The sequence below is a fragment of the Pseudomonas sp. GW821-FHT09A09 genome, assembly GCF_059418405.1.
The window spans coordinates 1-25310 of sequence record NZ_JBWKPU010000057.1; the positions used below are offsets into that span (position 1 = coordinate 1).

23 protein-coding genes are annotated in these 25310 nt (G+C 61.7%); 12 read left to right on the top strand and 11 right to left on the bottom strand.

The features are described from left to right. Positions 1-61 precede the first annotated feature (61 nt). Genes AC07OV_RS29170 through AC07OV_RS29180 form a run of 3 tightly spaced genes read right to left on the bottom strand, consistent with a single transcriptional unit; the run spans position 62 to position 4271 of the window. On the bottom strand, positions 62-1177 hold the full coding sequence (locus AC07OV_RS29170; protein WP_494999016.1) for an ABC transporter substrate-binding protein: 1116 nt from the start codon (positions 1175-1177) through the stop codon (positions 62-64). A gap of 28 nt (positions 1178-1205) precedes the next feature. After that, positions 1206-1886 carry a Fe2+-dependent dioxygenase gene (locus AC07OV_RS29175; protein WP_494999017.1) on the bottom strand — a complete coding sequence of 227 codons (681 nt, stop codon included), beginning with the start codon at positions 1884-1886 and terminating at the stop codon, positions 1206-1208. A 3-nt stretch (positions 1887-1889) separates the two neighbouring features. Further along, positions 1890-4271: a TonB-dependent receptor gene (locus tag AC07OV_RS29180; protein ID WP_495093525.1), complete on the bottom strand. Its 2382-nt coding sequence runs from the start codon at positions 4269-4271 to the stop codon at positions 1890-1892. Positions 4272-4467: 196 nt separating this feature from the next. On the opposite strand from AC07OV_RS29180, the gene AC07OV_RS29185 reads away from it, so the two are divergent. Together AC07OV_RS29185 and AC07OV_RS29190 are read left to right on the top strand one after the other, a co-directional pair. Further along, a complete protein-coding gene (locus AC07OV_RS29185) occupies positions 4468-5178 on the top strand; it encodes a response regulator (protein ID WP_494999019.1) in 711 nt (236 codons plus the stop codon). After that, the gene (locus AC07OV_RS29190; RefSeq protein WP_495093526.1) at positions 5175-6560 is read left to right on the top strand and encodes an ATP-binding protein; all 1386 of its coding nucleotides are present in this window, start codon (positions 5175-5177) and stop codon (positions 6558-6560) included. Before AC07OV_RS29185 ends, AC07OV_RS29190 begins: the two co-directional genes overlap by 4 nt. A gap of 121 nt (positions 6561-6681) precedes the next feature. On the opposite strand, the gene AC07OV_RS29195 is transcribed toward AC07OV_RS29190, so the two are convergent. The 4 genes from AC07OV_RS29195 to AC07OV_RS29210 are packed head-to-tail and all read right to left on the bottom strand — an operon-like array spanning position 6682 to position 8372. After that, the gene (locus AC07OV_RS29195) at positions 6682-6897 is read right to left on the bottom strand and encodes an SEC-C metal-binding domain-containing protein (protein WP_495093527.1); all 216 of its coding nucleotides are present in this window, start codon (positions 6895-6897) and stop codon (positions 6682-6684) included. Beyond that, the gene (locus AC07OV_RS29200; RefSeq protein WP_176994729.1) at positions 6894-7376 is read right to left on the bottom strand and encodes an LEA/WHy family protein; all 483 of its coding nucleotides are present in this window, start codon (positions 7374-7376) and stop codon (positions 6894-6896) included. Before AC07OV_RS29200 ends, AC07OV_RS29195 begins: the two co-directional genes overlap by 4 nt. A 22-nt stretch (positions 7377-7398) precedes the next feature. Next, positions 7399-7869, bottom strand: coding sequence for a YchJ family protein (locus AC07OV_RS29205; RefSeq protein ID WP_176994730.1), 471 nt, complete (start codon positions 7867-7869; stop codon positions 7399-7401). 5 nt (positions 7870-7874) lie between these two features. Next, positions 7875-8372: a DUF6231 family protein gene (locus AC07OV_RS29210; RefSeq protein WP_176994731.1), complete on the bottom strand. Its 498-nt coding sequence runs from the start codon at positions 8370-8372 to the stop codon at positions 7875-7877. A 190-nt stretch (positions 8373-8562) separates the two neighbouring features. Between AC07OV_RS29210 and AC07OV_RS29215 the strand changes: the two genes are divergently transcribed. The 3 genes from AC07OV_RS29215 to AC07OV_RS29225 all read left to right on the top strand — a co-directional run bounded on the left by AC07OV_RS29215 (position 8563) and on the right by AC07OV_RS29225 (position 10465). Beyond that, positions 8563-9258, top strand: coding sequence for a PA1041 family peptidoglycan-binding anchor lipoprotein (locus AC07OV_RS29215; RefSeq protein ID WP_176994732.1), 696 nt, complete (start codon positions 8563-8565; stop codon positions 9256-9258). A gap of 162 nt (positions 9259-9420) precedes the next feature. Further along, positions 9421-9714, top strand: a complete 294-nt coding sequence (locus AC07OV_RS29220) for a DUF1145 domain-containing protein (protein ID WP_176994733.1) — start codon at positions 9421-9423, stop codon at positions 9712-9714. Then, positions 9707-10465: a collagen-like protein gene (locus AC07OV_RS29225; RefSeq protein ID WP_176994734.1), complete on the top strand. Its 759-nt coding sequence runs from the start codon at positions 9707-9709 to the stop codon at positions 10463-10465. The genes AC07OV_RS29220 and AC07OV_RS29225 overlap by 8 nt, the downstream gene beginning before the upstream one ends. Positions 10466-10555: 90 nt before the next feature. Here the strand turns inward: AC07OV_RS29225 and AC07OV_RS29230 are convergent, their stop codons facing one another. Beyond that, positions 10556-11020 carry a CopD family protein gene (locus AC07OV_RS29230; protein WP_176994735.1) on the bottom strand — a complete coding sequence of 155 codons (465 nt, stop codon included), beginning with the start codon at positions 11018-11020 and terminating at the stop codon, positions 10556-10558. 99 nt (positions 11021-11119) lie between these two features. Here AC07OV_RS29230 and dinG point away from each other — a divergent pair, with 99 nt between their 5' ends. From dinG to AC07OV_RS29260, 6 genes are all read left to right on the top strand, one after another. Next, positions 11120-13264, top strand: coding sequence for an ATP-dependent DNA helicase DinG (dinG, locus tag AC07OV_RS29235; protein WP_176994736.1), 2145 nt, complete (start codon positions 11120-11122; stop codon positions 13262-13264). Between the two features lie 98 nt (positions 13265-13362). After that, positions 13363-15660, top strand: coding sequence for a beta-galactosidase (locus AC07OV_RS29240; protein ID WP_494999022.1), 2298 nt, complete (start codon positions 13363-13365; stop codon positions 15658-15660). An 82-nt stretch (positions 15661-15742) separates the two neighbouring features. After that, positions 15743-16888 carry a serine hydrolase domain-containing protein gene (locus AC07OV_RS29245; RefSeq protein ID WP_176994738.1) on the top strand — a complete coding sequence of 382 codons (1146 nt, stop codon included), beginning with the start codon at positions 15743-15745 and terminating at the stop codon, positions 16886-16888. A 143-nt stretch (positions 16889-17031) separates the two neighbouring features. Continuing rightward, positions 17032-18207 (top strand): OmpA family protein, encoded by a 1176-nt coding sequence (locus AC07OV_RS29250; RefSeq protein ID WP_176994739.1) that lies wholly within the window; start codon positions 17032-17034, stop codon positions 18205-18207. 27 nt (positions 18208-18234) lie between these two features. Continuing rightward, positions 18235-18882 carry a pyridoxamine 5'-phosphate oxidase gene (pdxH, locus tag AC07OV_RS29255; RefSeq protein ID WP_176994740.1) on the top strand — a complete coding sequence of 216 codons (648 nt, stop codon included), beginning with the start codon at positions 18235-18237 and terminating at the stop codon, positions 18880-18882. A gap of 264 nt (positions 18883-19146) precedes the next feature. Then, the gene (locus tag AC07OV_RS29260) at positions 19147-19611 is read left to right on the top strand and encodes an outer membrane lipoprotein (RefSeq protein WP_056857494.1); all 465 of its coding nucleotides are present in this window, start codon (positions 19147-19149) and stop codon (positions 19609-19611) included. Between the two features lie 760 nt (positions 19612-20371). Here the strand turns inward: AC07OV_RS29260 and AC07OV_RS29265 are convergent. The 3 genes from AC07OV_RS29265 to nhaA all read right to left on the bottom strand — a co-directional run bounded on the left by AC07OV_RS29265 (position 20372) and on the right by nhaA (position 23915). Next, positions 20372-21994 carry a methyl-accepting chemotaxis protein gene (locus AC07OV_RS29265; RefSeq protein ID WP_495093528.1) on the bottom strand — a complete coding sequence of 541 codons (1623 nt, stop codon included), beginning with the start codon at positions 21992-21994 and terminating at the stop codon, positions 20372-20374. A 215-nt stretch (positions 21995-22209) separates the two neighbouring features. Then, a complete protein-coding gene (locus AC07OV_RS29270; protein ID WP_218172532.1) occupies positions 22210-22539 on the bottom strand; it encodes a hypothetical protein in 330 nt (109 codons plus the stop codon). Between the two features lie 200 nt (positions 22540-22739). Continuing rightward, entirely contained in the window at positions 22740-23915 is a 1176-nt protein-coding gene (nhaA, locus tag AC07OV_RS29275; RefSeq protein WP_176994742.1) for a Na+/H+ antiporter NhaA, read from the bottom strand. 216 nt (positions 23916-24131) lie between these two features. Here nhaA and AC07OV_RS29280 point away from each other — a divergent pair, with 216 nt between their 5' ends. Next, complete coding sequence (locus tag AC07OV_RS29280) at positions 24132-25226, top strand: PLP-dependent cysteine synthase family protein (protein WP_494999026.1); 1095 nt, start codon at positions 24132-24134, stop codon at positions 25224-25226. Positions 25227-25310 lie beyond the last annotated feature (84 nt).

The window sequence follows — 25310 nt, forward strand, 5'->3', positions numbered from 1 at the left end:
CCGGCGATGGCGCCTGAAAGATCGCCATCGCCGGCAAGCCGGGCTCCTACAAGGTACGGGGTTACTTGGATTTAGCGTCGATCCAATAGGCACCCTGTAACGGCATGCCAAGGAATTGTTGGTTAATTGCTTCCATGGTCGCCTGCGGGTCCAGCTTGGCGAACAACTCCGGGTGGACCCATTTAGCCAACGACTCGATGGCCAGCAGGTTGTACGGCGAGTTGTAGAAGTCATGCCACAGGCCGTGGGCATTGCCTGCGCGGATCGCACGCAGGTTGGCGAATTCCGGACGAGCCAGCACCCGGTCAAACGCTTCACGTGCTTCGTCGGTGCTCACACCAGCGCCCAGGATCAGCCCCGGCTTGTGGTTACCCGTGGCGACGTAAACATCCGGATCAGCCTTCAACGCGTACTCGACACTGATGTCCCCCAGCGCACCCGGCACCACATCGGCGGCGATGTTGCGCCCGCCCACCAGCTTGATCACTTCACCCATGCCGCTCTTGCCGGTGGTGTGCCCCGGCGCCTGCCAGGCACCGGCCAGCAGTTCGAGGAACACGCTCGGGCGCGGGCCCGCAGGCAAGGTGGCGACGGCGTCGGTGATGACCTTAATGTGCTGGTCATAGAAGTCCAGGAACGCCTTGGCCTGGGCTTCACGGCCCAGCGCGTCACCCAGCGCGGTCATGCTGGTGTGGGTGCCCTGCACCGGGTTGATGCGGAAGTCGACGAACAACACCGGGATGCCCGCCTTGGCCAGCACATCGGCGACCGGGCTGTGTTCGGTGGGGCCGTGGCCGGAAATGCTGAACACCGCCAGGTCAGGTTTGAGCGAAAGGATTTCCTCGGCGCTGACGCTTTGCTCCGACGCCTGGCCGATCAGCGGGATGTCTTTCACCGTGGGGAATTTCGCCACGTAGGCGTTGTAGGTGTGCTGGTCCAGCAGCTTCAAGTCGTTCTGCCAACCGACGATGCGCTGAAACGGCGCCTCCTTGTCGAGCAAGGCAAAGGCGGAAATCAGCCGGCCTTCGCCGAGGACCACACGCTTGACGTTGTCGGTCACTTCGACCTTGCGGCCCAGCACGTCGGTGACTTCATGGGCGGCGGCGGTTTCGGCATGGCCCAGGACCAGCGCGGCGAACAGCACGCCGAGCTTGAGCGCGTTTCGGGGTTTCAACATGGCAAGGACTCCAGGTGAAGGCGGCGCATCAGACATCGCTCCAGCGCCGCAGCAGGTTGTGATAAGCGCCGCTCAGTTGCAGCAGCGCGTGGTGGTCGGCGTGTTGCGCGGTGAGGGTCTGGATCGCCACGTCCATGTCCAGCAGCAGTTGGCGCTGGTTGTCTTCGCGCACCAGGCTTTCGATCCAGAAGAAACTGGCCAGGCGCTCACCACGGGTGACGGGGTTGATCTTGTGCAGACTGCTGCCGGGGTAGATCAGCAGGTGGCCGGCGGGCAGCTTCACCGCGTGTTCACCGAAGGTGTCGCGGATCACCAGTTCGCCACCGTCGTAGCTGGCCGGGTCGGCCAGGAACAACGTGGCGGAGATGTCGGTGCGCACCCGTTCGCGCACGCCCTTGAGGCCGCGAATGGCATTGTCGATATGCCAGTCGAAGGCCTCGCCGCCGCTGTAGCGGTTGAACAGCGGCGGGTAGATGCGCTTGGGCAGGGCGGCGGACATGAACAGCGCGTTGTCCGACAGCCGCGCCAGAATCTGCTCACCCACGCGGATGGCCGTCGGCGAATCTTCCGGCAACTGCCGGTTGTTTTTCGCCAGGGCCGAGCGCTGCCCGGCGGTCACCTTGCCGTCTACCCAGGGCTGATCGAGCAAGGCCGCCACGATGGTCTCGACTTCACGGGGGCTGAGCAGCCCCGGGATTTCGATCAGCACCGGTCAGAACTCATAGTCGACGCTGGCAGTGAGGGTGCGCCCGGCGCCGGGGATGCCGTACAGCTGGAAGCCGTCGAGGGACGCGCCGACCTGGCTGTAATAGAACTTATTGAATACGTTGTTGAGGTTAAGGTTGACCGTGGTGTCTTTGTTCACCTTGTATTGCGCCGCCACGTTGCTCAGCCAGTAGCCGGGGGCCTTTTCGTTGTCGCGTACATAAATGGCATTCACCCCGGACGGGCCGTTGGCGTAGCTGCTGTTGTTGTTCAAGCCGCCGACGTATTTGTTGTCGCTGTAGCGACGGCGACCTACGTATTGCTCGCCGTAGCTGAGGCTCAGGGCGTCGGTGACGGCGTAGGTGGTCCAGAGGTTGGCGGTCAGGTCGGGCACGTTCTTGGCTTCGGCGCCTTTGTTGATGCCTTTGGTCTGGGTGCTCTTGAGCGCCGAGAACCCGGTGTAGGCGGTCCAGCGCGGCGTGATGTTGCCTTGCAGGCCCAGTTCCACGCCATCCACGCGCTTGGCAGGCAGGGCGCGGACCGGGGCGGACTCGCCGTCCTGGTATTCCCAGGCGTTGTCCAGTTCGGTGCGGAAGATCGCCGCCGTCACGTTGAGCATGTCGTGGGCAATGTCCCACTTGGTGCCCATTTCATAGGTCTTGGACTTGGCAGGGCTGTAGTTGCTGGTGGTGGCCGAACCGTAGATCTGGTTGTTGGTGGACGCACCCAATGCCGACGGTTGCGCCGCTTCGCTGTAGGACACATAGATGCTGCCGTTGGGCAACGGCTTGTACACCGCGCCGACGCGACCGCTGACGGCGCCGTCGGTGCTGCTGATATCTGCCTGGCCACGTTGGGTGGTCTGGGCGTGCCAGTTGTCGTAGCGCAGCGAGCCGAGCACTTGCCACTGCTCGTTGAGGGTGACCGTGTCACCTGCATAAATGCCGGCGTTGTCGATCACCGAGCGCGGGTCGCCTTCACCCTTGGTCACATAGGTGCTGGCGAAGCTGTGGCTTGGGTCGCTCATGTCGAAGAACATGTTGCCGGCCGGCACTTCGGCGTTGCGTTTCAGGCCGCCGTAGGTCTCGTGGTAGAACTCAAGACCTGACACCACCGCGTGTTGCAGGCTGCCGGTGTTGAACTTGAAGCTGAAGTCGGTCTGGTTGTCCAGGATGGTGTAGCGCTTGGACAAACCGAAATCGCTGCCCCGCAGGATGCCGTAGGCCGTGTTGCTGTTGTTCACATAGTCGGTGTAGGCATTGACCGTGCTACCCGGCACTTGGCTGATCGGGCCTACACCGGTGTAGCCCAAGGTCGCACAGCGCGTGCCGGAACAGGTTTTCTGGCCGTTGGCATTGGCGGCAAAGAAGCGCGCCGGGGAGAGCACGGCGAAGTTGTCGCTGCGTTCCCAGCGGGTCTGGTTGCGCAGGTTGGCTTCGTTCCAGTCGAAATCATGTTCGAAACGGGCGGTCAGCGAGGTGGTTTCGTTCTGCTGGGTGTAGAGGCTGGAGTCGCCGTACCAGTTCGAGCGCTTCACGCCCGGCATGCGGTCGCCGTTGGTGCCACGTTGGATCGGCACGCCGCCGTCCGGGGTGTTGGTGTCTTTCTGATAGAAGGTGTCGACGAAGAACCGTGTGTCGGTGCCCAAGCCAAAACCAAAGGAAGTCGCGATGCCCCAGCGGTCGTAGTCCACGTCGTCGCGCTCGGCCACCCCGTTGTAGTGCTTCATCAGGTTGAGGCGCACGGCGGTGGTGTCGTTGATCTGTTTGTTCAGGTCGGCGGTGAGGCGGCGGTAGCTGTCGGTGCCGATCCCGGCCGAGACTTTATTGGCGTCGCCCAGGTGCGCTTCTTTGCTCACCAGGTTGACGCTGCCGCCCACCGCGGACACCCCGGATTCAATCGACCCGGTGCCCTTGAACACTTCAGCCTGTTGCAGGTTGAAGGTGTCGGTGCGCGTGGACATGCCCGCATCGCGCACGCCATCGACGGTCAGGCTTTGTTCGGACGAGAAGCCGCGGATCGAAAACAGGTCGCCCCAGCCCAGGTTGCCTTCGCCCGACATGAAGGTAATGCCTGGCACGTTGCGCAGCACTTCCTGCAAGGTCTGCGCATTCTGCTCCTTGAGCACCTGCTGCGGCACGATGGTCACGCTTTGCGGTGCATCCAGCAGTGGCTGGCTGATCTTGGCCGAGGTCACCCGGTCGACCTTGAAGGTGGAAGTGGCTTCGCCATCCACCTTGATTTCCGGCAGGCTCAGTACCGAGTCGTTGGTCGCAGCAGCGGGCGCATCGGCCCAGGCCGTCGGGGCAACGCTGCCGGCAGCCAGCAGGCCGAACATCGGCGCCAGGGTGGTGTGCAGCGTGTGGCTGCGAGGTGTGGGCAGTGACATAGGCAAGTTCCGAGTCTAAATTACAATTACTCTCATTTAGGTTCGGTAGTCTAAAGAGCGATTTCCCCTGCCATGCCCTGGGTTTGTATCGCTGATGCGTGATTATCGTTTCCCACAACATTCCATTACATTTGCGCGTACTGCTGGCTGAACTTTCGGCTATCTCCTGCGTTTTGAGTTTTCGGACCGACTGCCCATGGCCAAGCAAGACCACTTGTTGATCGTCGATGACGACCCGCAAATTCGCCAACTGCTCTGCGACTACCTGAGCGACGCCGGCTTCCAGGTGTCCACCGCCGCCGACGGCAAGGAAATGCGCCGCCGCCTGGCGCTCAATGTGATCGACCTGATCGTGCTCGACCTGATGCTGCCCGGCGAAGACGGCTTGAGCCTGTGCCGTGAACTGCGGGTGAGTTCCAACACGCCGGTGGTGATGCTCACGGCCAAGGGCTCGTTGATCGACCGCATCGTCGGCCTGGAGATCGGTGCCGACGACTACCTGCCCAAACCCTTCGACCCGCGTGAGTTGCTGGTACGCATCAAGGTGGTGCTGCGCCGGGTGCAGAGTTTTCCGGACCGGGCGCGGCTGGATGAAGCACCGAGCATCCGTTTCGCCGGCTGGCAGCTCGACACACGGGCGCGTCAACTGCTCACCCCGGACGGTGTAGTGGTCAGCCTGGGCAATTCGGACTACCGCGTGCTGCGCCTGTTGTTGCAGCACCCCAACCGCCCGTTGAGTCGCGACTTTTTGCTCAACCACGTGTTCGACAAGGACAGCACGCCGTTCGACCGCTCCATCGACGTGTGCGTCAGCCGCCTGCGTTCCCAACTGCCGGCCGGGCTGATCAAGACTGTGCGCAATGAGGGTTACATGCTCACCGCCGATGATGTGGTGCTGGGCTCGTGAGACTGCTGCCGCGTTCGCTGTTCGGGCGGCTGGTGCTGATCCTGGTCAGCGGCATGCTCGCGGCCCAGGCCCTGACCAGCAGCATCTGGTACGACCGTCGTCATGGCCAGGTGCTGGAAATTCCCGCGCGGCTGATCGCGACGCGCCTGGCCGACGTGGTGCGCCTGGTGCACAGCGATCCGCAGCAGGCGGACCAGTTGATCAAACTGCTCAACACGCCGCACTTTCGCCTCACCGTGAGCGACCAGGCCAGCAGCACGCCCAGCACCCTCACCGACAGCGACCGACCCACCGAGCGCCTGATCAAAAAGGTGCTGTCGGAGAAAACCGGCTACGCCCAGACCCTGATCCTGTTGCGCCTGTCCCTGGTGGATGGCGAAGGGCAAACCGCCGGGCTGTCGACCCTGCTTGGCTCCAAGCCGGTGGTGGGGCAATTCCTGATTGACCTGCGCTTGCCCGATGGGCGCTGGTTGCAGGTGGATGCCAGTGAAGAGCAGGGCTGGACCAGCACGTCGCCGCTGGACCTGCTGTTCGACTATGTGATGCGCATCTATTTGCTGCGGGTGTTGGTGCTGGTGGTGATCGCCCTGGTGGCTGTACGCCTGGCGATCCGCCCGCTCAATGCCCTGGCCAAGGCGGCCGAGGCGTTGGGGCGTGATATCCAGCGCCCGCCGCTGTCGGTAGACGGCCCCACCGAAGTCCGCCGCGCGGCGCAGGCCTTCAATGCGATGCAGCAACGCTTGATCGTCAACATCGCCGAACGCACGCGTTTTCTCGCGGCGATTTCCCACGACTTGCGCTCACCGATCACACGCCTGCGCCTGCGCACCGAGATGCTGGAAGACACCCGCACCAAGGAGCGGTTTCGCAGCGATCTGGAAGAAATGGAGCACATGGTCTCCAGCACCCTGGATTTTGTCAGCAGCGGCGAAATCAATGAGACGCGGCAGAACATTGACATCAACGCCTTGTTGCAAAGCCTGCAGGCTGATCTTGAGGATGTGGGGCAAAGCGTGACGATCGTGGGCCGGGCCAGACACCCGTTGCCGGGATACGCCCGCAGCCTCAAACGCTGCGTGCAGAACTTGCTGGAAAACGCAGTGCGTTATGGCTGTGAAGTGGTGGTGCAGGTCGAGGACCAGACAGACAGCCTGAAGATCGTTATCAGCGACCGAGGCCCGGGGATTCCCCAGGAACAGCTGGAACAGGTGATGGAGCCGTTTTACCGGGTAGAGGGCTCACGTAATGCCGAGACGGGCGGGTATGGGTTGGGGCTGAGCATTGCCCATACGATTGCGCGGGCGCATGACGGGCGGTTGAGCTTGAGCAATCGGGAAGGCGGGGGGCTGGAAGTGGCGTTGCAGTTCCAGCGCAAGCCCTGAACCTGTAACACCATCCATGTGGGAGCTGGCTTGCCTGCGATGCAGACACCTCGGTACACCAGGCACACCCAGTTGATGCCATCGCAGGCGAGCCAGCTCCCACACAGCCTGAGTCAGGGCATCACGCCCCGTGGCACTTCTTGAATTTCTTCGCGCTGCCGCAAGGGCAAGGGTCGTTGCGGCCAACGTCCTTCAAGGCGTTGCGCACCGGCTCCTGGTGAGCGTGGCCGCAGTTCGGGCCGTGGACATGGCCGTGGTCGTGATCATGGTGGTCGTGATCATGGTGATCGTGATCGTGGTTGCAGTCAGGACCATGGACATGGGGTTGCTGAGTCATCGATGTCGCTCCGGAATAAAATCGCCGGGGATTATCTCGCCATTGTGGGACACCTGCACGTCATTACCGATGAATAATCCGGTTTTCAGCTCTCCCTCCAGGCGATAGGGCACGGGCTGGGTGGGATTTTTCAGCATCTGCACCACGTCGCGTATCTGCGGCCACAGGTTGGTACGCACCGACACCCGGAAGAACGCGTGGCTGCGCGGCGGCACGGTGAGCCATTCATTGGACTCGCCTTCGGTCAGCACAAAATCGTCCAGGGTGACCTTGTAGATCAGGCCGCGCACCGTCAGGTCGGCGTCGTCGCGGTTGTCCACGCGAAAGTACAGCTTGAACTTCTGCTCCAGCAGCTTGGCCCGCACCACTTCGACTTTGACCAGGGACACATGGGGCGCCGGCGTATCGTCTTCGAACCACGAGGCGCAGCCGGTCAGGCCCAGTGTCAACGCCAGCATCAAGCTGTAGATCCGGAGCATGGCGTTTTTCCTGTCAGAGGGCTTAGAGGTAGCTGGAGCAGCACTTCTTGAATTTCTGGCCACTGCCGCACAGGCACGCATCGTTGCGCCCTGCCTTGACCTCGACGGTGGGGTCGATGAAGTACCAGCGCCCATCATTCTGTACGAAAGAGGACTGCTCGCGGTGGCTATGTTCACCGGTGCTGTCGTGCCAGCGGGCGGTAAAGGTTACGAACGCATGTTCGGGCTGGCCGCCGAACACCTCGGAGCTTTCCACCTCAAGGCCCAGCCAGGTGCTTTGTGCACTCCAGGCGCCGATGGCTGCGCGGTCCAGGCCAGCCTGTTGCGCCGGCAAGGTGGTTGCCACCAGATAGTCCACCAGGCCCAGCACATAGGCGCTGTAGCGCGAACGCATCAGGGCGGTGGCGCAGGGCGCGGGGTGGCCGGCGTGATAGTGGCCGCAGCAGGCATCCAGCAGGTTGCCACTGCCGCAGGGGCAAATGGATGTACTCATCGGGGTTACCACCAATACTTTCCGAAGTTTTCCGGGTTGGCCCAGAAACGGGCGTTGAGCCAGTCCGGCACCTGTTTATAGTCAAGCAGATCATAGGTAAACAGCGTCAGAACCTGCTCATCGCGCTGGAAACGCTCGCCGGCCTGCAGGGCCAGGGAGAAGAAGTCGGTTTCCTTCCAGCCGCAAGCGTTCAGGTCGACCAGCGCGGCAATACGGCTGGCATTGAGGTTACGCACGCCACCGAGCAGGGTCAGGCCTTGCGGTTTTGACAGGTGCTCCAGGCAGTCGACCACCAGCGCCAGGTCAAAACGTTGCGCCGCCAGCGCTTCAGGCAACGGCCCGGGCGGCGCGATGGCGACGACGGTGTCGGGGTGCTCGGCCTGGAAGGCGTCCAGCGCCGGAAACTGGCTGGCACCCAACAGCAACAGGCGTTTGGGCTGGTGCAGATCGAGCAAGGCAGCCAAGGCTTGCTGGGGTGTACGGGAAGAAATACCGGCGGTCATCACAGATCCTCACATCAGGACCGTAGAGACTAGCGCGGCTGAGCGTGCGGGCCTAGAGCGGGTGGCGGCGAAAAGTCCTACGAGTGCGACGATCCTCAATGAATACAGGGGCGCGGCGTAGTGGCGCAGATGAAAAGAGCCGTCTTTACTCCACCCATCGGCCCCCGCCGATCCCCTCAGGAGAAAACAGATGAGCATCATGCGGACAGCTCTACCCTTGGTTCTGCTAACCGGAGTATTGACAGGTTGCGCAGGCTTGCAGAAAACCGACTGGCCCACCTGCGCCGCCGTAGGTGGTGTGACGGGCGCGGCGATCGGCGCCACTGAAAGTTCAGCCTACGCGGGCTACGGCGCGCTGCTGATCGGTGGCATGGCTGGCGCCTATTGCTGGGTGCACGGCGATGGCGATGAAGACGGCGATGGTGTGCCGGACAGCCGCGACAAGTGCCCGGGTACGCCAAAAGGCGTGCAGGTCGATGCCAATGGTTGCCCTCCTGTGGCGCCGCCAGCGGTGGTCGAGGAAGTGGTGGTGGTTAAAGAAGAAACCATCGTGATCCGCGATGTGCACTTCCAGTTCGATTCGGCCAAGTTGACCGCTGCGGACAAAACCAAGCTCGACACCATCGCGACCCGCCTGAAAAAAGAGGCCCCAAGCGCGCAACTGCGGGTCAGCGGGCACACTGACAGCGTCGGTAAAGACGCCTACAACCAGAAACTCTCGGAAAAACGCGCACACTCGGTCACTGACTACTTGATCGGTGCCGGCGTGCCTCGCAGCAACTTTGTCTCGGTAACCGGTGCCGGCGAAAGCCATCCGGTGGCCGACAATAAAACCGCTGAAGGGCGTGCGTTGAACCGCCGCGTGGAAATCCAGATCAACCGCTGACAGCCCTTGCCCCTGTGCCAGTCACAGGGGCATTGCTGGCGATCCTCGCCGAAACAGCCGGCATACCTGCCCTTTATCAAGTTTTTTCATCCTTCACTGGCAAATCGCCTGTAGAAGTCGGTACTGTGCGCCCAAAGAATAATAGGCAAGGGGGCATGCGGGATGAAGGTGTTTTGGGGGCTGGGGAAGTTTTTGACGTTGCTGTTCTGGGTCGTGGTAGTGGTCAATATAGTGCGACCGCTGGCCAGTCCGTTCCACCTGTTGGTCAGCCTGGCCGGCAGTCTGTTGTTCCTCACCCATTTGCTGGAGTTGCTGTTGTTCAACAGCAGCGTGAAACACCGTGCCCATCCCTGGCGTGACCGCTTGCAGATTCTGCTGGTGGGTATGTTCCACGTGCAGGGCCTGTCGGCGCCTGCGGCGGTTAATGAAACGAACAAGGAGGCCAATCATGCGTAAGGTTTTTCTGTTGGCCCTGTTGGTCAGCCCCATTGCCCTGGCGCAGACCGTCAGTGTTGAAAGCAACTCGCTGATGCGCTTGCCCAGCAGTACCAGCGTGTTGCAACTGGAACGCCTGGACGTCGCCGATTACGGCACCTTGCTGATTCCGGCGACGATCAGCCAGGTCACGGTGGATGAACTGCACCTGGGGCGTGAAGCACGTATCGCCATCGCACCGGGCAATACCGGCCTGCAATTGCAGGTACGCCATGCGCAACTGGACCACGGCAGCCAAATCACCTCGCGTGGCGCCCCCGGCACCCACGAACGCCCGGCCAAGGCGGGACGCGACCTGACCTTGCGCATCAATGCGCTGACGGCTGATGAGTTGTCGGTGGATGCCCGCGGCGGTGCCGGTGCCCAGGGTTATGCCGGCCTGGATGGCGCCAATGGCGTGGATCCGGGTTGCACCTGGGGTTCGGCCGGCCGCGGCGCCAATGGCGATAACGGTGGCGACGGCTTGCCCGGTGCAGCAGGCGCGCAGGTGCGGGTCGAGTTGCCGCAGGATTTCCCGGCCGAACACATCAAGGTCTGGGTCGATGGCGGTGCGGGCGGTTTGGCGGGCACAGCAGGCAAGCCAGGTCGTGGTGGCCAGTCCAAAGGTTGCCTGGTGTACCGTGCCGATGGCGGTGAAAAGGGCCGTCCAGGTTTGGAAGGGCAGCCGGGGCCGGCCGGGCCTGCGGGGGCTGTGACTATTCAGCGCCTGTAAAGACGCCATCGCTGGCAAGCCGGCTCCTACGGGTTATAGACGATCAACTGTAGGAGCCGGCTTGGCGGCGATAGCCCTCTCAAGATCGCCTCAGAACATCGGCCGAGCCGAAGCAATCGCCACCACCACCAACCCCACGATCAAATTAATCCCCACCAGCTTGCGGATCTGACCCAACACCGCAGCCCCGGCCGGCCAATCCTCCGCCGCCACCGCCGCGCGCAACTCCGGGAATTTCAGCGCCTGGATCCGGATAAACAGCGCCGTCATCACCAGGTACAAGCCCATCATCACCTGCACATAGCGCGGCGCCGTCTCAAACCCGCTGAAGCGCAATTGCAGCAAGCCAATGCCGCTGATCGGCAAAATGGCCACGGCGATCCACACCCATACGAAAAAACGTTGAAACACATTTGCCCACAGCTTGAGTCGGGCAGGGCCCTCAAGTGCCGCCACAGCGGCGGGGCGCAGGATCATCCAGGCGAAAAACATGCCGCCGACCCAGACCAGGGCGGCTAATACATGCAGGGTGTAGGCGAGGCTAAACACGGTCATTGTGGTACTCCGTTCTGCGCGGGATTCATTAGCGGGGTATGATAGCCGCCGATCCGAACCACTGAAAATTTATCCAGCGTTTTTAGCGCCCGACTATTCATGATCAGCACTGAACTCAAAACCACGATCCAGGGCGCCTATTCGCGTTTTCTCGAAGCCAAGAGCTTGAAACCGCGCTACGGCCAACGCCTGATGATCGCCGAAGTGGCCAAGGTCCTCGGGGATATCGACACCGACGACGAAGGTCGCCGCGAGGGTGAGCCTGCGGTCGTGGCCGTCGAGGCCGGCACCGGTACCGGCAAGACCGTGGCCTACAGCCTGGCCGCGATCCCGACCGCCAAGGCGGCCGGCAAGCGCTTGGTGATTGCCACCGCCACCGTCGCCCTGCAAGAGCAGATCGTCTACAAAGACCTGCCTGACCTCATGCGCAACAGCGGCCTGAACTTCACCTTTGCCCTGGCCAAGGGCCGTGGCCGCTACATGTGCCTGTCCAAGCTCGACGTATTGCTGCAGGAAGGCCACGCGCAAACCGCCACCGCCCAGTTGTTCGAAGAAGAAGGCTTCAAGATCGAGGTAGATGAAGCCAGCCAGAAGCTGTTTACCAGCATGATCGAGAAACTGGCCGGCAACAAATGGGACGGCGACCGCGACAGCTGGCCCACCGCCCTCGAAGATTCCGACTGGGCGCGCCTGACGACCGACCACAGCCAGTGCACCAACCGCCATTGCCCCAACTTCGGCCAGTGCGCGTTCTACAAGGCCCGCGAAGGCATGGGCAAGGTCGACGTGATCGTCACCAACCACGACATGGTGCTGGCCGACCTGGCCCTGGGCGGCGGCGCCGTCTTGCCGGACCCACGCGACACCCTCTATGTATTCGACGAAGGGCACCACCTGCCAGACAAGGCCATCGGCCACTTCGCCCACTACACCCGCCTGCGCTCTACCGCCGACTGGCTGGAGACCACCGCCAAGAACCTCACCAAGTTGCTCGCCCAGCACCCTCTGCCCGGCGACCTGGGCAAGCTGATCGAACAAGTGCCGGAGTTGGCGCGGGAGATCAAGACCCAGCAGCAATTCATGTTCAGCGCCTGTGAGCAGGTGGCCGACTTCAAGCCCGGCGAAGACGTGGAGGGCCGTGAGCGGCCGCGTCACCGCTTCGTCGGCGGGCTGATCCCCGAGCACATGCGTGAAATGGGCATCGAGTTGAAGAAGGGCTTTTCGCGCCTGACCGACTTGTTCACACGGCTGACCGACCTGCTCAAGGAAGGCATGGATGGCGAGGTCAACATCGGTATCGCCAGCAACCAGGCTGAAGAGTGGTACCCGTTGTTCGGCAGCCTGTTGTCCCGTTCCCAGGGTAACTGGGAGCTGTGGACCGCCTTCACCGTCGAAGACCCGGAAGACAACCCGCCCATGGCGCGTTGGCTGACCCTGTCGGAAAGCGGCGCGCTGTTTGACATCGAGGTCAATGCCAGCCCGATCCTGGCCGCTGAAATGCTGCGCCGCAACCTGTGGAACGTGGCCTACGGTTGCCTGGTGACCTCGGCCACCCTGACCGCCCTGGGCACCTTCGACCGCTTCCGCATGCGCGCCGGCCTGCCGAAAAAGGCGGTTACCGCCGTGGTGCCGAGCCCGTTCCATCACGCCGACGCGGGTGTGTTGCGGGTGCCGGACCTCAAGGCTGACCCTCGGGATGCGGCGGCCCACACGGCTGCGATCATCCGCGACCTGCCAGACCTGGTGGAGGGCTCCAAAGGTACTCTGGTGCTGTTCTCGTCGCGCAAACAGATGCAGGACGTGTTCGACGGCCTCGACCGTGACTGGCGCAAGCAGGTGTTTATCCAGGGCAACCTGTCCAAACAGGAAACCCTGAACAAGCACAAGGCGCGGGTGGATGGCGGCGATTCCAGCGTGCTGTTTGGCCTTGCCAGTTTCGCCGAAGGCGTGGACTTGCCTGGTGCCTACTGCGAACACGTGGTGATCGCCAAGATCCCGTTCTCGGTGCCGGATGATCCGGTCGAGGCCGCACTGGCCGAATGGATCGAAGCGCGGGGCGGCAACCCGTTCATGGAAATCTCGGTGCCGGATGCGTCCCTGAAGCTGGTGCAGGCCTGCGGCCGCTTGCTACGGACCGAACAGGACCGGGGCACCATCACCTTGCTCGACCGCCGTTTGGTCACCCAGCGCTATGGCAAGGCTATCCTGAATGCCTTGCCGCCGTTCAGGCGCGAAATTTCTTAAGCCACCGTGGGCGAATTCGCCCACTTCGTGGTCTATCTCACTGCTATCGATTTATGTCATCAGGCCATTCACCGGCCGATTGGGAGAACCTTGTTCGTATGATTCGCACGCTGCCCGCCCTGTTTGCCCTGCTGTTCACTGCGCCGTTGATGGCCGCGCCCGCAGGGCAACAAACGCTGTTCAACTTCGTCCGGCCTGCCGATGTGGTCAAGGTGGCGACCCAGGACGCCAGCCTGCCGCAGTACAACGCCGAACAAACCCCCGAAGGCGAAGTGCTGCGCCGCATCACGTTCAACCCGGCTGCCGAGCCGAGCCTGGTCCTCAGCCCGCAAAGCGGCGCGTGGGACTGGTCCCAATCCGGAGCGATGAGCCTGCGCATTCAAAGTGCCATGGATTGGGCGCTGACCCTCTACGTCAAGGTGCAGAGCGCTGATGGCAAGACCCTGGTCAGCCGCATCGACCTGCCTGCCGGCCCGGCGCAGACCCTGCTGGTTCCGCTGCAGGCCAACTCACCGTTGAGCCAGGGCATGAAGGCCGGCCCGCCGATGCCTATCACCGTGGACGGCCAGCGCGTATTGCTGGCCAGCAGTGCGGGGGAGATCGACCGCAGCCAGGTGGTGTCGGTAACCCTCTCGATGATCAAACCCAACGCCGCCCAGAGCATTTTGCTGGAGCGCTTTGGCGTGCAGGACAGCGAGCCGGTGATCAAGGCCGCCTACAGCGAACTGGTGGATGCCTATGGCCAGTCCACCCGCGCGCGCTGGCCGGAAAAGGTCAGCAGCGACGACCAACTCAAGGCCGCTGCCGCCAAGGAGCAACAACAGCTCAAGGGGTGGCTGGCAGAGCGGGATAAATCTTCACTGGATCAATACGGCGGCTGGAACAAAGGCCCGGCGTTCGAGGCCAGTGGGTTTTTCCGCACCGAGAAGCGCGACGGCCGCTGGTACCTGGTAACCCCGCTGGGCCATCCGTTCTACTCGTTGGGCGTCAACACCGTCGCCCCGGATAACAATCAGACCTACGTCGCCGGGCGCGAGTGGATGTTTGCAGCCTTGCCCAAGGCCGGTGAGCCCTTCGACAAGTATTACGGCAGCGCCGACAACCGCACCGGCAACGGCGCAGGCGAGGGTCGCAGTTTTGGCGCCGGGCGTTGGTATGACTTCTACGGCGCCAACCTGGAACGCACCTACGGCACCGAAGGTTTCGACCAGAAACGCTGGGTGAGCCACACCCTCGACCGCCTGCAAGCCTGGGGTTTCAACACCGTGGGTAACTGGAGCGACGAAAGCCTGGCCACCGCTGATCGCGTGCCCTACACCTTGCCGCTGTCGATCGTGGGCGATTACGCCAGCATCAGCACCGGCACCGACTGGTGGGGTGGCATGCCCGACCCGTTCGACCCGCGCTTCGCCATGGCCACCGAACGTGCCGTGGCCATTGCGGCCCGCGATCACCGTGACGACCCGTGGCTGATCGGCTACTTCGCCGACAACGAGCTGGCCTGGGCCGGTCCGGGTGGCGATCCAAAATCGCGCTACGCCTTGGCCTACGGCACATTGCGCATGACCACCGACGTGCCGGCCAAGCGCGCGTTCCTCAAGCAATTGCGCGACAAATACCGCAATGAAGAAGGCCTTTCGAAAGCCTGGGGCATTCACCTCGCAGGCTGGGAACTGATGGAAGACCCAGGTTTCGAGCCGCCGATGCCGAACCCCGAACACCCGGAAATCGAGGCTGACTTCAAGTATTTCCAGAAGACCTTCGCCGATGCGTATTTCAAGACCATCTCCGACTCGCTCAAATGGCATGCGCCTAACCAACTGTTGCTGGGCGGGCGTTATGCGGTGAGCACGCCGGAGGCCGTGGCGTCCTGCGCGCAGTACTGCGACGTGCTGAGTTTCAACATGTACACCCTCAAACCCCAGGACGGTTATGACTTCGCCGCCCTGCGCGTGCTGGACAAGCCGGTGTTGATCACCGAATTCAACTTTGGCTCTGCGGACCGTGGGCCGTTCTGGGGCGGTGTGACGCAACTGGCCAGGGAAGAAGACCGTGGCGCGGCGTACGCTAATTTCCTCAAGCAGGCCATGGCGGAACCGTCGATTGTCGGCGTGCATTGGTTCCAGTATCTGGACCAGCCGGTTACGGGGCGCCTGCTGGACGGTGAGAACGGTCATTTCGGTCTGGTGGGGATCACTGATGTACCTTTCCAGGGCTTTGTCGACAGCGTGCGCAAGAGCAACCTGGCGGCCGTCGACCAGTTGGGCAAAGAGGCCGAAAAGGCCAAGGCGGCCAACGCTGCGCGTGAGGCCGAGGGCAAGCAGGCCGGGCATGACGGCAAAGGCCCGGGGCAGGGCGCCGGGCATGCCGGTGGGCACTCTGGAAATGGCCATTGATTGAGCGTTGACGGGTTCACAAAACCCACAAGGGCTGGAACAATGGCGGCCACTTTTTACGGTATTTTCCGAGGGGGCTTAGGTGCAGATTCAGGGTCATTACGAGCTCCAGTTCGAAGCGGTGCGCGAAGGATTCGCCGCGTTGTTCGATGACCCACAGGAACGTGGTGCCGGGTTGTGTATCCAGATCGGTGGCGAAACCGTCGTCGACCTGTGGGCCGGTACCGCCGACAAGGACGGGGCCGAGGCCTGGCACAGCGACACCATCGTCAACCTGTTCTCCTGCACCAAGACCTTTACTGCCGTTACGGCCCTGCAATTGGTGGCCGAAGGCAAGCTGCAACTGGACGCGCCCGTGGCCAACTACTGGCCGGAGTTTGCAGCGGCGGGCAAAGAGGCCATCACCCTGCGCCAGCTGCTCTGCCACCAGGCCGGGTTGCCGGCGATCCGCGAAATGCTGCCCACCGAAGCCCTGTACGACTGGCAACTGATGGTCGACACCCTGGCGGCCGAGGCCCCGTGGTGGACGCCCGGAGAAGGCCATGGTTACGAGGCCATCACCTATGGCTGGCTGGTGGGCGAATTGCTGCGCCGTGCCGACGGGCGGGGCCCGGGGGAGTCCATCGTGGCGCGAGTGGCGCGGCCCTTGGGGCTGGACTTCCACGTGGGGCTGGCGGACGAAGAGTTTCATCGTGTTGCACATATAGCGCGCAGCAAAGGCAATATGGGTGATGAGGCGGCTCAACGGTTACTTCAAGTAATGATGCGCGAGCCCACGGCCATGACTACGCGGGCATTTGCCAATCCACCGTCTATTCTGACGAGCACTAATAAACCCGAATGGCGGCGCATGCAGCAGCCAGCGGCAAATGGTCACGGTAATGCCCGCAGCCTGGCCGGTTTTTATAGCGGTTTGTTGGACGGTAGTTTGCTGGAAAGCGACATGCTCGAACAATTGACCCGCGAACACAGTATGGGGCCGGATAAAACCTTATTGACCCAAACCCGTTTCGGCCTTGGCTGCATGTTGGATCAACCGCAATTGCCCAATGCCACCTTCGGCCTTGGCCCGCGTGCGTTTGGCCATCCCGGGGCGGGCGGTTCGGTCGGTTTTGCCGACCCTGAACATGATGTAGCGTTTGGTTTTGTGACTAATACACTGGGGCCTTATGTACTTATGGACCCACGTGCACAGAAGTTGGTCGGAATATTGGCCGGTTGTCTGTAAACCCCTTGCTGTTTCACGTTTTTTTGTTACAAAGGCAACTATAAGAAGACGCTGAGCGAAATGATGTAACTTTAATGTTCAGTAAGCGTCTGTTTAACGGGTCATCCAGACCCCCTGGTTTTTTCTCATTTTGTGGATATCTCATGTTATCGAACAAGTCCTTGGCACTGGCGCTGTGCCTCACTATTACTGGCTGCGCACAAACTCCACAAAATGATGCCGAAGGTGGGCATTGGTGGTCATTTGGATCTGATAAGGCTGCTACCAAGGACGCAGTGACCCAAACCGACGCCAAGCCGGATGCCAAGCCGGCTGCTGGCGCCAAGCCTGCTGCGCCTGTCGCTGCCGCTGCCGCACCGGCTCCTGCAGCCGCCGCGCCAGCCCCCGTCGCCAAGGCGGATACCGGCTCCAGCTGGTGGCCGTTCTCCTCCAAGAGCGCCGACGACAAGGCGGCCGACGCCAAGGCTGACCTGAAAGCCGACCTCAAGGCTGCGACTCCAGCGCCGTCGCCAGCCGCCGCGCCGGAGGTTGCCAAGACCGACACCGAGACCCACTGGTGGTGGCCGTTCGAAAGCAAGCCAAAGCCACTGGCCAAGGTCGATGTGACCAACGTGCCAATGCCTGATCCGAAAATCACCCAAGCCTGGCTGGACGACTACGAGCCGCGCCTGCGTGCTGCCATCAAGGACAGCAACCTGCAATTGGAGCGCCGCGAAAACGTACTGGTCGTGATCGCCCCGGTGGATGGTTCCTACAACCCGAAACGCCCGGCGATGTTGCTGCCGGTGACCCTGGGCCCGTTCACTCGTGTAGCCAAGGCCGTTGAAGGCGACCCGAAAACCGCCGTACTGGTTCTGGGTCACGTCGACACCAATGGCGCGGAGCCGGTGAGTCAAGCCCTGACCAAGGAGCGTGCGCAGTCCATCGCGTCGATTTTCAGCCTTAGCGGCTTGAAGCAGGATCGCCTGATGCTGCGTGGCATGGGTGACCTGATGCCGCGTGCGGCCAACGACAGCACCCAGGGCCGCGCACTGAACCGTCGCATGGAAATCCTGTTCACCCAGCGCACTACGATGCTTGCCCTGCTGAACAAATACAGCTCGGGCAAACCGCCAGTGGCTGAAATGGTCGCGGTACAAACGGCGCCAGCGCCGGTTCCGGCTCCCGCTGCGAAGAAAGCGGCTCCCGCGAAAAAGGCTCCGGCCAAGAAAGCCGCTGCCAAGCCTGCCGCCAAAAAAGCGCCGGCCAAACCCGCCGCGAAGAAACCGGCTCCAGCCAAGGCTGCTGCACCGGCTGCGAACGACCAGGCGAAAAACTGATCTGTTGAAGCACAAGGATAAAGTCGCATGACCCAGGCACTGGCTGATATGCGCCGTGACTACACACGGGACGGTTTGAGCGAGGCCCAGGCCCCGGATGAACCGTTTGCGTTGTTCCACCAGTGGTTTGCCGATGCGGTGAAAACCGAGCAGCCACCGGTGGAAGCCAATGCCATGACCCTGGCGACGGTCGACCCCGAAGGTCGCCCGCACTGTCGCATCCTGTTGCTCAAGGGGCTGGATGCGCAGGGCTTTACCTTCTTCACCAACTATCAGAGTGCCAAGGGTGAACAGCTCGCGGCACGGCCCTTCGCGGCCATGACTTTCTTCTGGCCGACCCTGGAGCGCCAGGTGCGTATCGAGGGGCGGGTGGTCAAGGTCACGCCTGAAGAGTCGGACGCGTATTACCAGGTGCGTCCCTTGGGCAGCCGCCTGGGGGCCTGGGCGTCGCCGCAGAGCAAGGTCATCCGTGACCGTGAAGAACTGCAGGACTTGCTCAAGGCAACCGAGCAGCGTTTCAGTGATACCCAGCCCGATTGCCCCGAGCATTGGGGCGGCTACCGTTTGCTGCCTGAGCGCATCGAGTTCTGGCAAGGCCGCGCCAGCCGCCTGCATGACCGCCTGAACTATCGCCTGCAAGCGGGCGAGTGGACACGCGAGCGCCTGGCGCCCTGAGCCTCACCTTTCGTCACCTCACCTGAATAATGTCCGCAGGCCCGGCGTCTCTATCAAGAGGCTTCGGGTTGTTGATTGCGGACAACTCCACCGGCAAGCGTATGCGTGACACTTCTTGGTACAAGGAGAGTACTACCGTTCGTCGAGTTTTCTGGTAAGGGCAGTCTGTACTAGGGCTGAATGAAAGCAATTTTCTGCCGTGCTTGCCGTGACAGGCGCCAAGCCGCAGCGTCTAATGAATACCTGTCCTTTGGAGTTGATGCTATGCGTAAGTCCGTTTTACTAGTTGCCTGCTTTACCACCCTGTCGTTGCTGTTGGGTGGCTGCGCCTCGAGTCTGACCGGCGACTCGTACTCCCGTGACGAAGCGCGTCGTGTACAGACCGTTCGCATGGGTACCATTGAATCCCTGCGTCCGGTGAAAATCGAAGGCACCAAGACCCCAATCGGCGGCGCTGCTGGCGCAGTCATCGGCGGCGTTGGCGGCAGCGCCATCGGCGGCGGTCGTGGCAGCATTGTCACTGCCGTGATCGGCGCCGTCGCTGGCGGCCTGCTGGGCTCGGCCACCGAAGAAGGCCTGACCCGCACCCAAGGCGTTGAAATCACCGTTCGCGAAGACGACGGCAGCATGCGCGCCTACGTGCAAGCGGTTGAAGAGAACGAGATCTTCCGCATTGGTGACCGCGTTCGCATCATGACCGTTAACGGCACCAGCCGCGTGACTCGCTAAGCGTCGGTTGTAGAAACACAAAACCCCCAACCAGGTGACTGGTTGGGGTTTTTTTTATTACGTGGGGCAAGGTTGGCTGAGCATTAGAGTTGAAGTGAAAGCGCTTTCGTATGGACTAAAAATGCAGGCAATAAAAAACCGCCTTAGTAGGGCGGTTCTTTATTGCAATCCCAGTTCTGGTTGGGCTTGCATACTCACAGGACGCGATGACATGGGCGAGATACTAATGCTGCTTAAAGTGTTACGCAAGGCTCATCGAGGGGAGGTGAGCATGATTTATGAGATTTCCTTTGCCGGATTTTTCTGCAAAAGACGGTAATAAACTTTAAGCGCAATTCACTGCATTCAACAGCGCTTGGTCACACCTTTGGCTCTGCGCCCCGTTAGTATCAACGCCGTTCCACGTTTGTCACTTTGCAGATTGACCGGGTCAACGCCGAAGTTTTCGGACCAACCGCCACGGGCTAGTAATCCGTGCCGGATTGATGCGGGTGGCCCATCAACCCAGCCACCTCAAAGGACGCGATGACAGCATCCGAAGGCGCGCATGTTCCGGTAAGTACGCTGGAGGTAAGGTCCAACATCAGGAGGGCCGAGTATGTCGAAGTTTGCACGACGTACGTGGAACCTCGTAGTGAACGCCTTGCGTGTGTACCACGTGTGGGTGTTCCTGCGGGACAGCTTCGATGACCTTTAAGGTCTAAGAAGTGGAGCCGTCTCGGTTTAAACCGAGACGGCTTTTTGGTTTCTCAGGCTGTCCTCAGATCTGGAAGTGCTTCACCAAGGTGTTCAACTCATGGGCCAGGCTTGCCAGGGACTGCGACGCAGCCGTCGTTTGGGTCGAGCCTTGCGCAGATTGAACCGACAACTGCTGAATGTTCAGCAAGTTGCGGTCAACCGCCCGGGCCACATCAGCTTGCTCAGCCGCTGCCGTGGTGATGACCAGGTTGCGGTCATTGATCTCATCGTTGGCCGCCAGGATATCTGCCAGCGCTTTCTGCGCCAGTTCGGCCAGCGCCAGGGTTTGCTCGGTCATGGTGCTGCTGTCGAGCATGGTGTTGACGGTGCTGGCGGTGTTGGTCTGGATGCTGCCGATCATCTGTTCGATTTCCTGGGTCGACTGGGCGGTGCGGTGGGCCAGGGCGCGCACCTCATCGGCCACCACGGCAAACCCACGGCCTGCATCGCCCGCGCGCGCGGCTTCGATGGCAGCGTTCAGCGCCAGCAGGTTGGTTTGCTCGGCAATCGTGCGGATCACGTCGAGGACCTTGCCGATCCCCTTGGCCTGCTCGGCAAGGCCGCCCACTTGGCCCGAGCTGAGTTCAACACCACGGGTCAGCGCCTGGATTGCGTTCAGCGCTTCGACCATGCGCTGCTGGCCTTTCAAGGCAATGCTTCGCGACTCCTGGGACAGGTCGGAGGTGGACGCCGCATTTCTCGCCACTTCCTCGATCGCCGTGGTCATCTCGGTGACGGCAGTGGCGGCCTGTTCGATTTCGCCATGTTGCTGCTGCAGGTCACGGCTACCTTCGGCAGTGACGGCATTGAGCTCTTCGGCTGCCGCCGCCAGCTGGCTGGACGAACCGGTAATCTGCCTCAGGGTCTGCACCAGGTTGTTGCGCATGACCTCCTGGGCCCTGAGCAAACGCGTGGCTTCGTCGTTGCCCGTGGGGGTGATCGGTTGGGTCAGGTCGCCCTTGGCAATGGTCTCGGCCACCTGCACCGCTTCGTTGATCGGGCCGGTGATGCTGCGCGTCAGCAACCAGGCCACCAGCACCGTGCCACCACTCACCAACAGGATCACGAGCGTGATACCGCTCACCGCATGCTGGTAAGCGCCGACGGACGTCATGCCGGCCTGTTCTGCGCCCTTGTTGGCAAGGTCGATCAGTTGGTCGAAGTTCTTGGTCATCTGCTCATAGCTTTCTCGAATGCTGTTGAGAAAGTCCCGCGCACCAGCCTTGTCGCCTGAGCGCGAGCGCTTGAGCATTTCGGTATGGTTTTTCGCATACGCCTCAAGGCTCTGGTTGAACACCTCGAGCCGTGATTTTTCCTCTGGTGTACGCAACAGCGCCGCGTACTGGGTCAACTGCTCCTTGACCGCCTTGAGGCGACCTGCGGACTTGTCTTCGTAGGTCTGCATGTCGGCATCGCTGGACGACAGGATGTGCGCCATTTCACCCAGGCGGAAACGGTCGAGCGATGCGTTGGCCAAGGCCAGGATCCTGACGCGCTGCATCCAATTGTTCTGGATGTCGGCCGCCTGGGACTGGACTTCGCCGATCTGCTTGAGCGCAAACAGGCCGAGAAACACACTCAGTGACGCAATGGCGGCGAAGCCGATGAAGGCTCTGGCTGCGATTCTTATATTTCTCAGGAACATGGGGTTTACGCTCGGGCTGAAAACGCGTTGAGGAGCAGGGGCGGGCGGGCGTCCTGGGCCAGGACAGTCGTGGCACCACACCAGCTAGTCGGCGGTGAGCGTGAAGTCTTTAGGGTGCGCGGGGGCGGGAGGGCAAGTTTCATGTTGGGGGGCGGAAAAAGAAAAACCTCAACCGGGTGAGCGGTTGAGGTTTCTTGTGTGAGGTGTTTTGGGCCTCAGGTGAACATTTCTATGTCGTCCATGGCGTTATTCACTGCAGCCGACAACGAGGGGGATCTGCGTCTTGCTCGTTCGAACGCTGGTGTGATTTTCGCCATGTCTACCGCGCCGAATCGACGTGCTATGTGACCGATCGCTACGATAGCCGCTGCCGAAAAGCTATCGTCAGGATGGTCGATGAACTGGAGGCAAGTGTGCTCCGCCCACTCTCCATTCAGCTCATTAAGCCCAATGGATATCAGGGCTTCTGTCACTTTATTCACGTCCGATGTTGCTAGATAACGTACTGCCTCATCGTGTTCCAAATCTGGATCGTGATATCGCATCTTTATTTTTCCTCCCTGGAACTCTTCCGTTTTCAGGCCATGGGGCTTGGCTGAATTGTGTTTGCTAGATAACGAAGCCCGACGGGTTAGTCGGGCTCATGACGTTATGGCAACCAGAAAAGTCGGGATGTAGGTCGCGTCCGGGGGACAGGAAGGAATTGGAGGAATTCAGGAGCCGGATGTCCGGCTCCTGAGCAGGCTCAAGCTTTCTTGCGACTCGCCATCGCCGTGACCGCATACCCAATGCACGCTGCCAGGATAGAACCGGTCAGGATGCCCATACGGTCTTCCCCGGCGAACTCACTGACACCCGGCACAAACGCCAGGGAGCCGACGAACAGGCTCATGGTGAAGCCGATACCACACAGGATCGCCACGCCGAAGACCTGGCCCCAGTTGGCGCCCGAGGGCAGGGCGGAGAGGCCGGTTTTCACGGCTATCCAGGTGAGGCCGAACACGCCGACGGTCTTGCCGATCAGCAGGCCGGCGGCGATGCCCATCGGTACGTGGTGGGTGAAGCTGTCCAGGCTGACGCCGGTCAGGGAGACGCCGGCATTGGCAAAAGCGAACAGCGGCAGGATGCCATAGGCCACCCAGGGGTGCAGGGCGTGTTCAAGGGTCAACAACGGCGAAGGCTCGGCATTCTTGGTGCGCATCGGGATGCAGAATGCCAGGGTTACGCCGGCCAGCGTGGCGTGCACGCCACTCTTGAGCACGCAGACCCACAGGATCAGGCCGATGATCAGATACGGGCCGAGCTTGATCACACCAAGGCGATTCATCGCGATCAAGGCAATCAGGCACGCCGCCGCGCCGGCGAGGGAGGCGCCGGACAGGTCAGTGGAATAGAACAGGGCAATGACGATGATCGCGCCCAGGTCATCGATGATGGCCAGGGTCATCAGGAACAGTTTCAGCGATACCGGCACGCGCTTGCCCAGCAGGGCCAGTACGCCCAGGGCGAACGCGATGTCCGTGGCCATGGGGATCGCCCAGCCGGCCAGGGCGGCCGAGTTGCCTTTGTTCAGTGCCCAGTAGATCAGCGCCGGCACCACCATGCCGCCGATGGCTGCGGCACCGGGCAGCACCACTTGCGAAGGCTTGGACAGGTGACCGTCGAGCAGCTCGCGTTTGACCTCCAGGCCGATCAGCAGGAAGAACAACGCCATCAGGCCGTCGTTGATCCACAGCAGGGCGGGCTTGGCGATTTTCAGGGCGCCCACCTGGGCCACCACCGGTACGTCGAGGAAGGCGTTGTAGAGGTGCGACAACGGAGAGTTGTTGATGATCAGCGCCAGGGCGGCAGCAGCGATCAACAACAGACCGCTGGCGGCTTCCAGCTGGAAGAAACGGGTGAAAGTGCTACGCAGAGGCACGGGATGCTCTCCAATCCAGGTTCAATAGGTGGGTACCCTAACCCGTACCGTTAGTTGTTAAAACAAAAGTTATATTCTTATTTGTTATAAGCGATGGCCCGGGGAGGCGTTGCGCCAAAGCCTAGCAATTGTGTGTCCAATTGAGTCGTCACTGTATCTGTGTGCAGTGTAGGAAACCCCCTAAGATTGTGGATGAAATCCTTAGAGACTCACCTTATGAGCGACCAACGTACCTGGGCCCGCGAAGCCATTCGCATTATTGAAGCGGACTTTCAGCGTAGCGCCGACACGCATCTGATCCCTTTGCCATTGCCGGGGTTGCCGGGTATCGAGTTGTACTTCAAGGATGAGTCCAGCCACCCCACCGGCAGCCTCAAGCATCGGCTGGCCCGCTCGCTGTTTCTGTATGCGCTGTGCAACGGCTGGCTGAAGCCAGGTGCGCCGGTGATCGAGGCGTCCAGTGGCTCCACGGCAATCTCGGAAGCCTACTTTGCGCGCCTGCTTGGCCTGCCGTTTATCGCCGTGATGCCGGCCACCACGTCCCAGGAAAAGATCGCCCAGATTGCTTTTTACGGTGGCAAGAGCCACTTGGTATTGGACCCGACACAGATCTACGCCGAATCCGAACGCCTGGCCAAGGAAAGTGGCGGTCACTTCATGGACCAGTTCACCTACGCCGAGCGGGCGACCGACTGGCGGGCGAACAACAACATCGCCGAGTCGATCTTCCAGCAGATGCGATTCGAACATTACCCCGAACCGAGTTGGTTGATCTCCAGCCCGGGCACGGGCGGCACCACCGCGACCCTGGGGCGCTACGTACGCTACCGCCAGCATTGCACCCGCGTGCTCTGCGCGGACGCCGAGCGTTCCGTGTTCTTCGACTTCTACCAAAGCGGCGACGCCAGCTTGCGCCTGGATTGCGGTTCTCGCATCGAAGGCATTGGCCGGCCACGGGTTGAGGCGTCGTTTCTGCCTAAGGTGATCGACGCGATGGTCAAGGTGCCGGATGCTTTATCGCTGGCAGCCATGCATTACCTGGCCGAGCGCTTGGGTCGGCGGGTCGGGGGCAGCAGCGGGACTAACCTGATTGGCGCTTTGGTGGCTGCGCAACAGATGAAAGCGGCAGGGGAGTCAGGGTCGATCGTCGCGATCTTGTGTGATGGGGGCGAGCGGTATGCCACCACCTACTACGATCAGGCGTGGCTTAAAGCACAGGGCTATGAGTTGGAGGGTTTGATCACTGCCGTTGCGGCCAGTGTCGAGCGCGGCGAGCCGTTGCCGGACAACATTCTGCGCGCCAACATCTGAACCTGTAGGAGCAGGGGGGGGGGGGGGGGGGGGGGGGGGGGGGGGGGGGGGGGGGGGGGGGGGGGGGGGGGGGGGGGGGGGGGG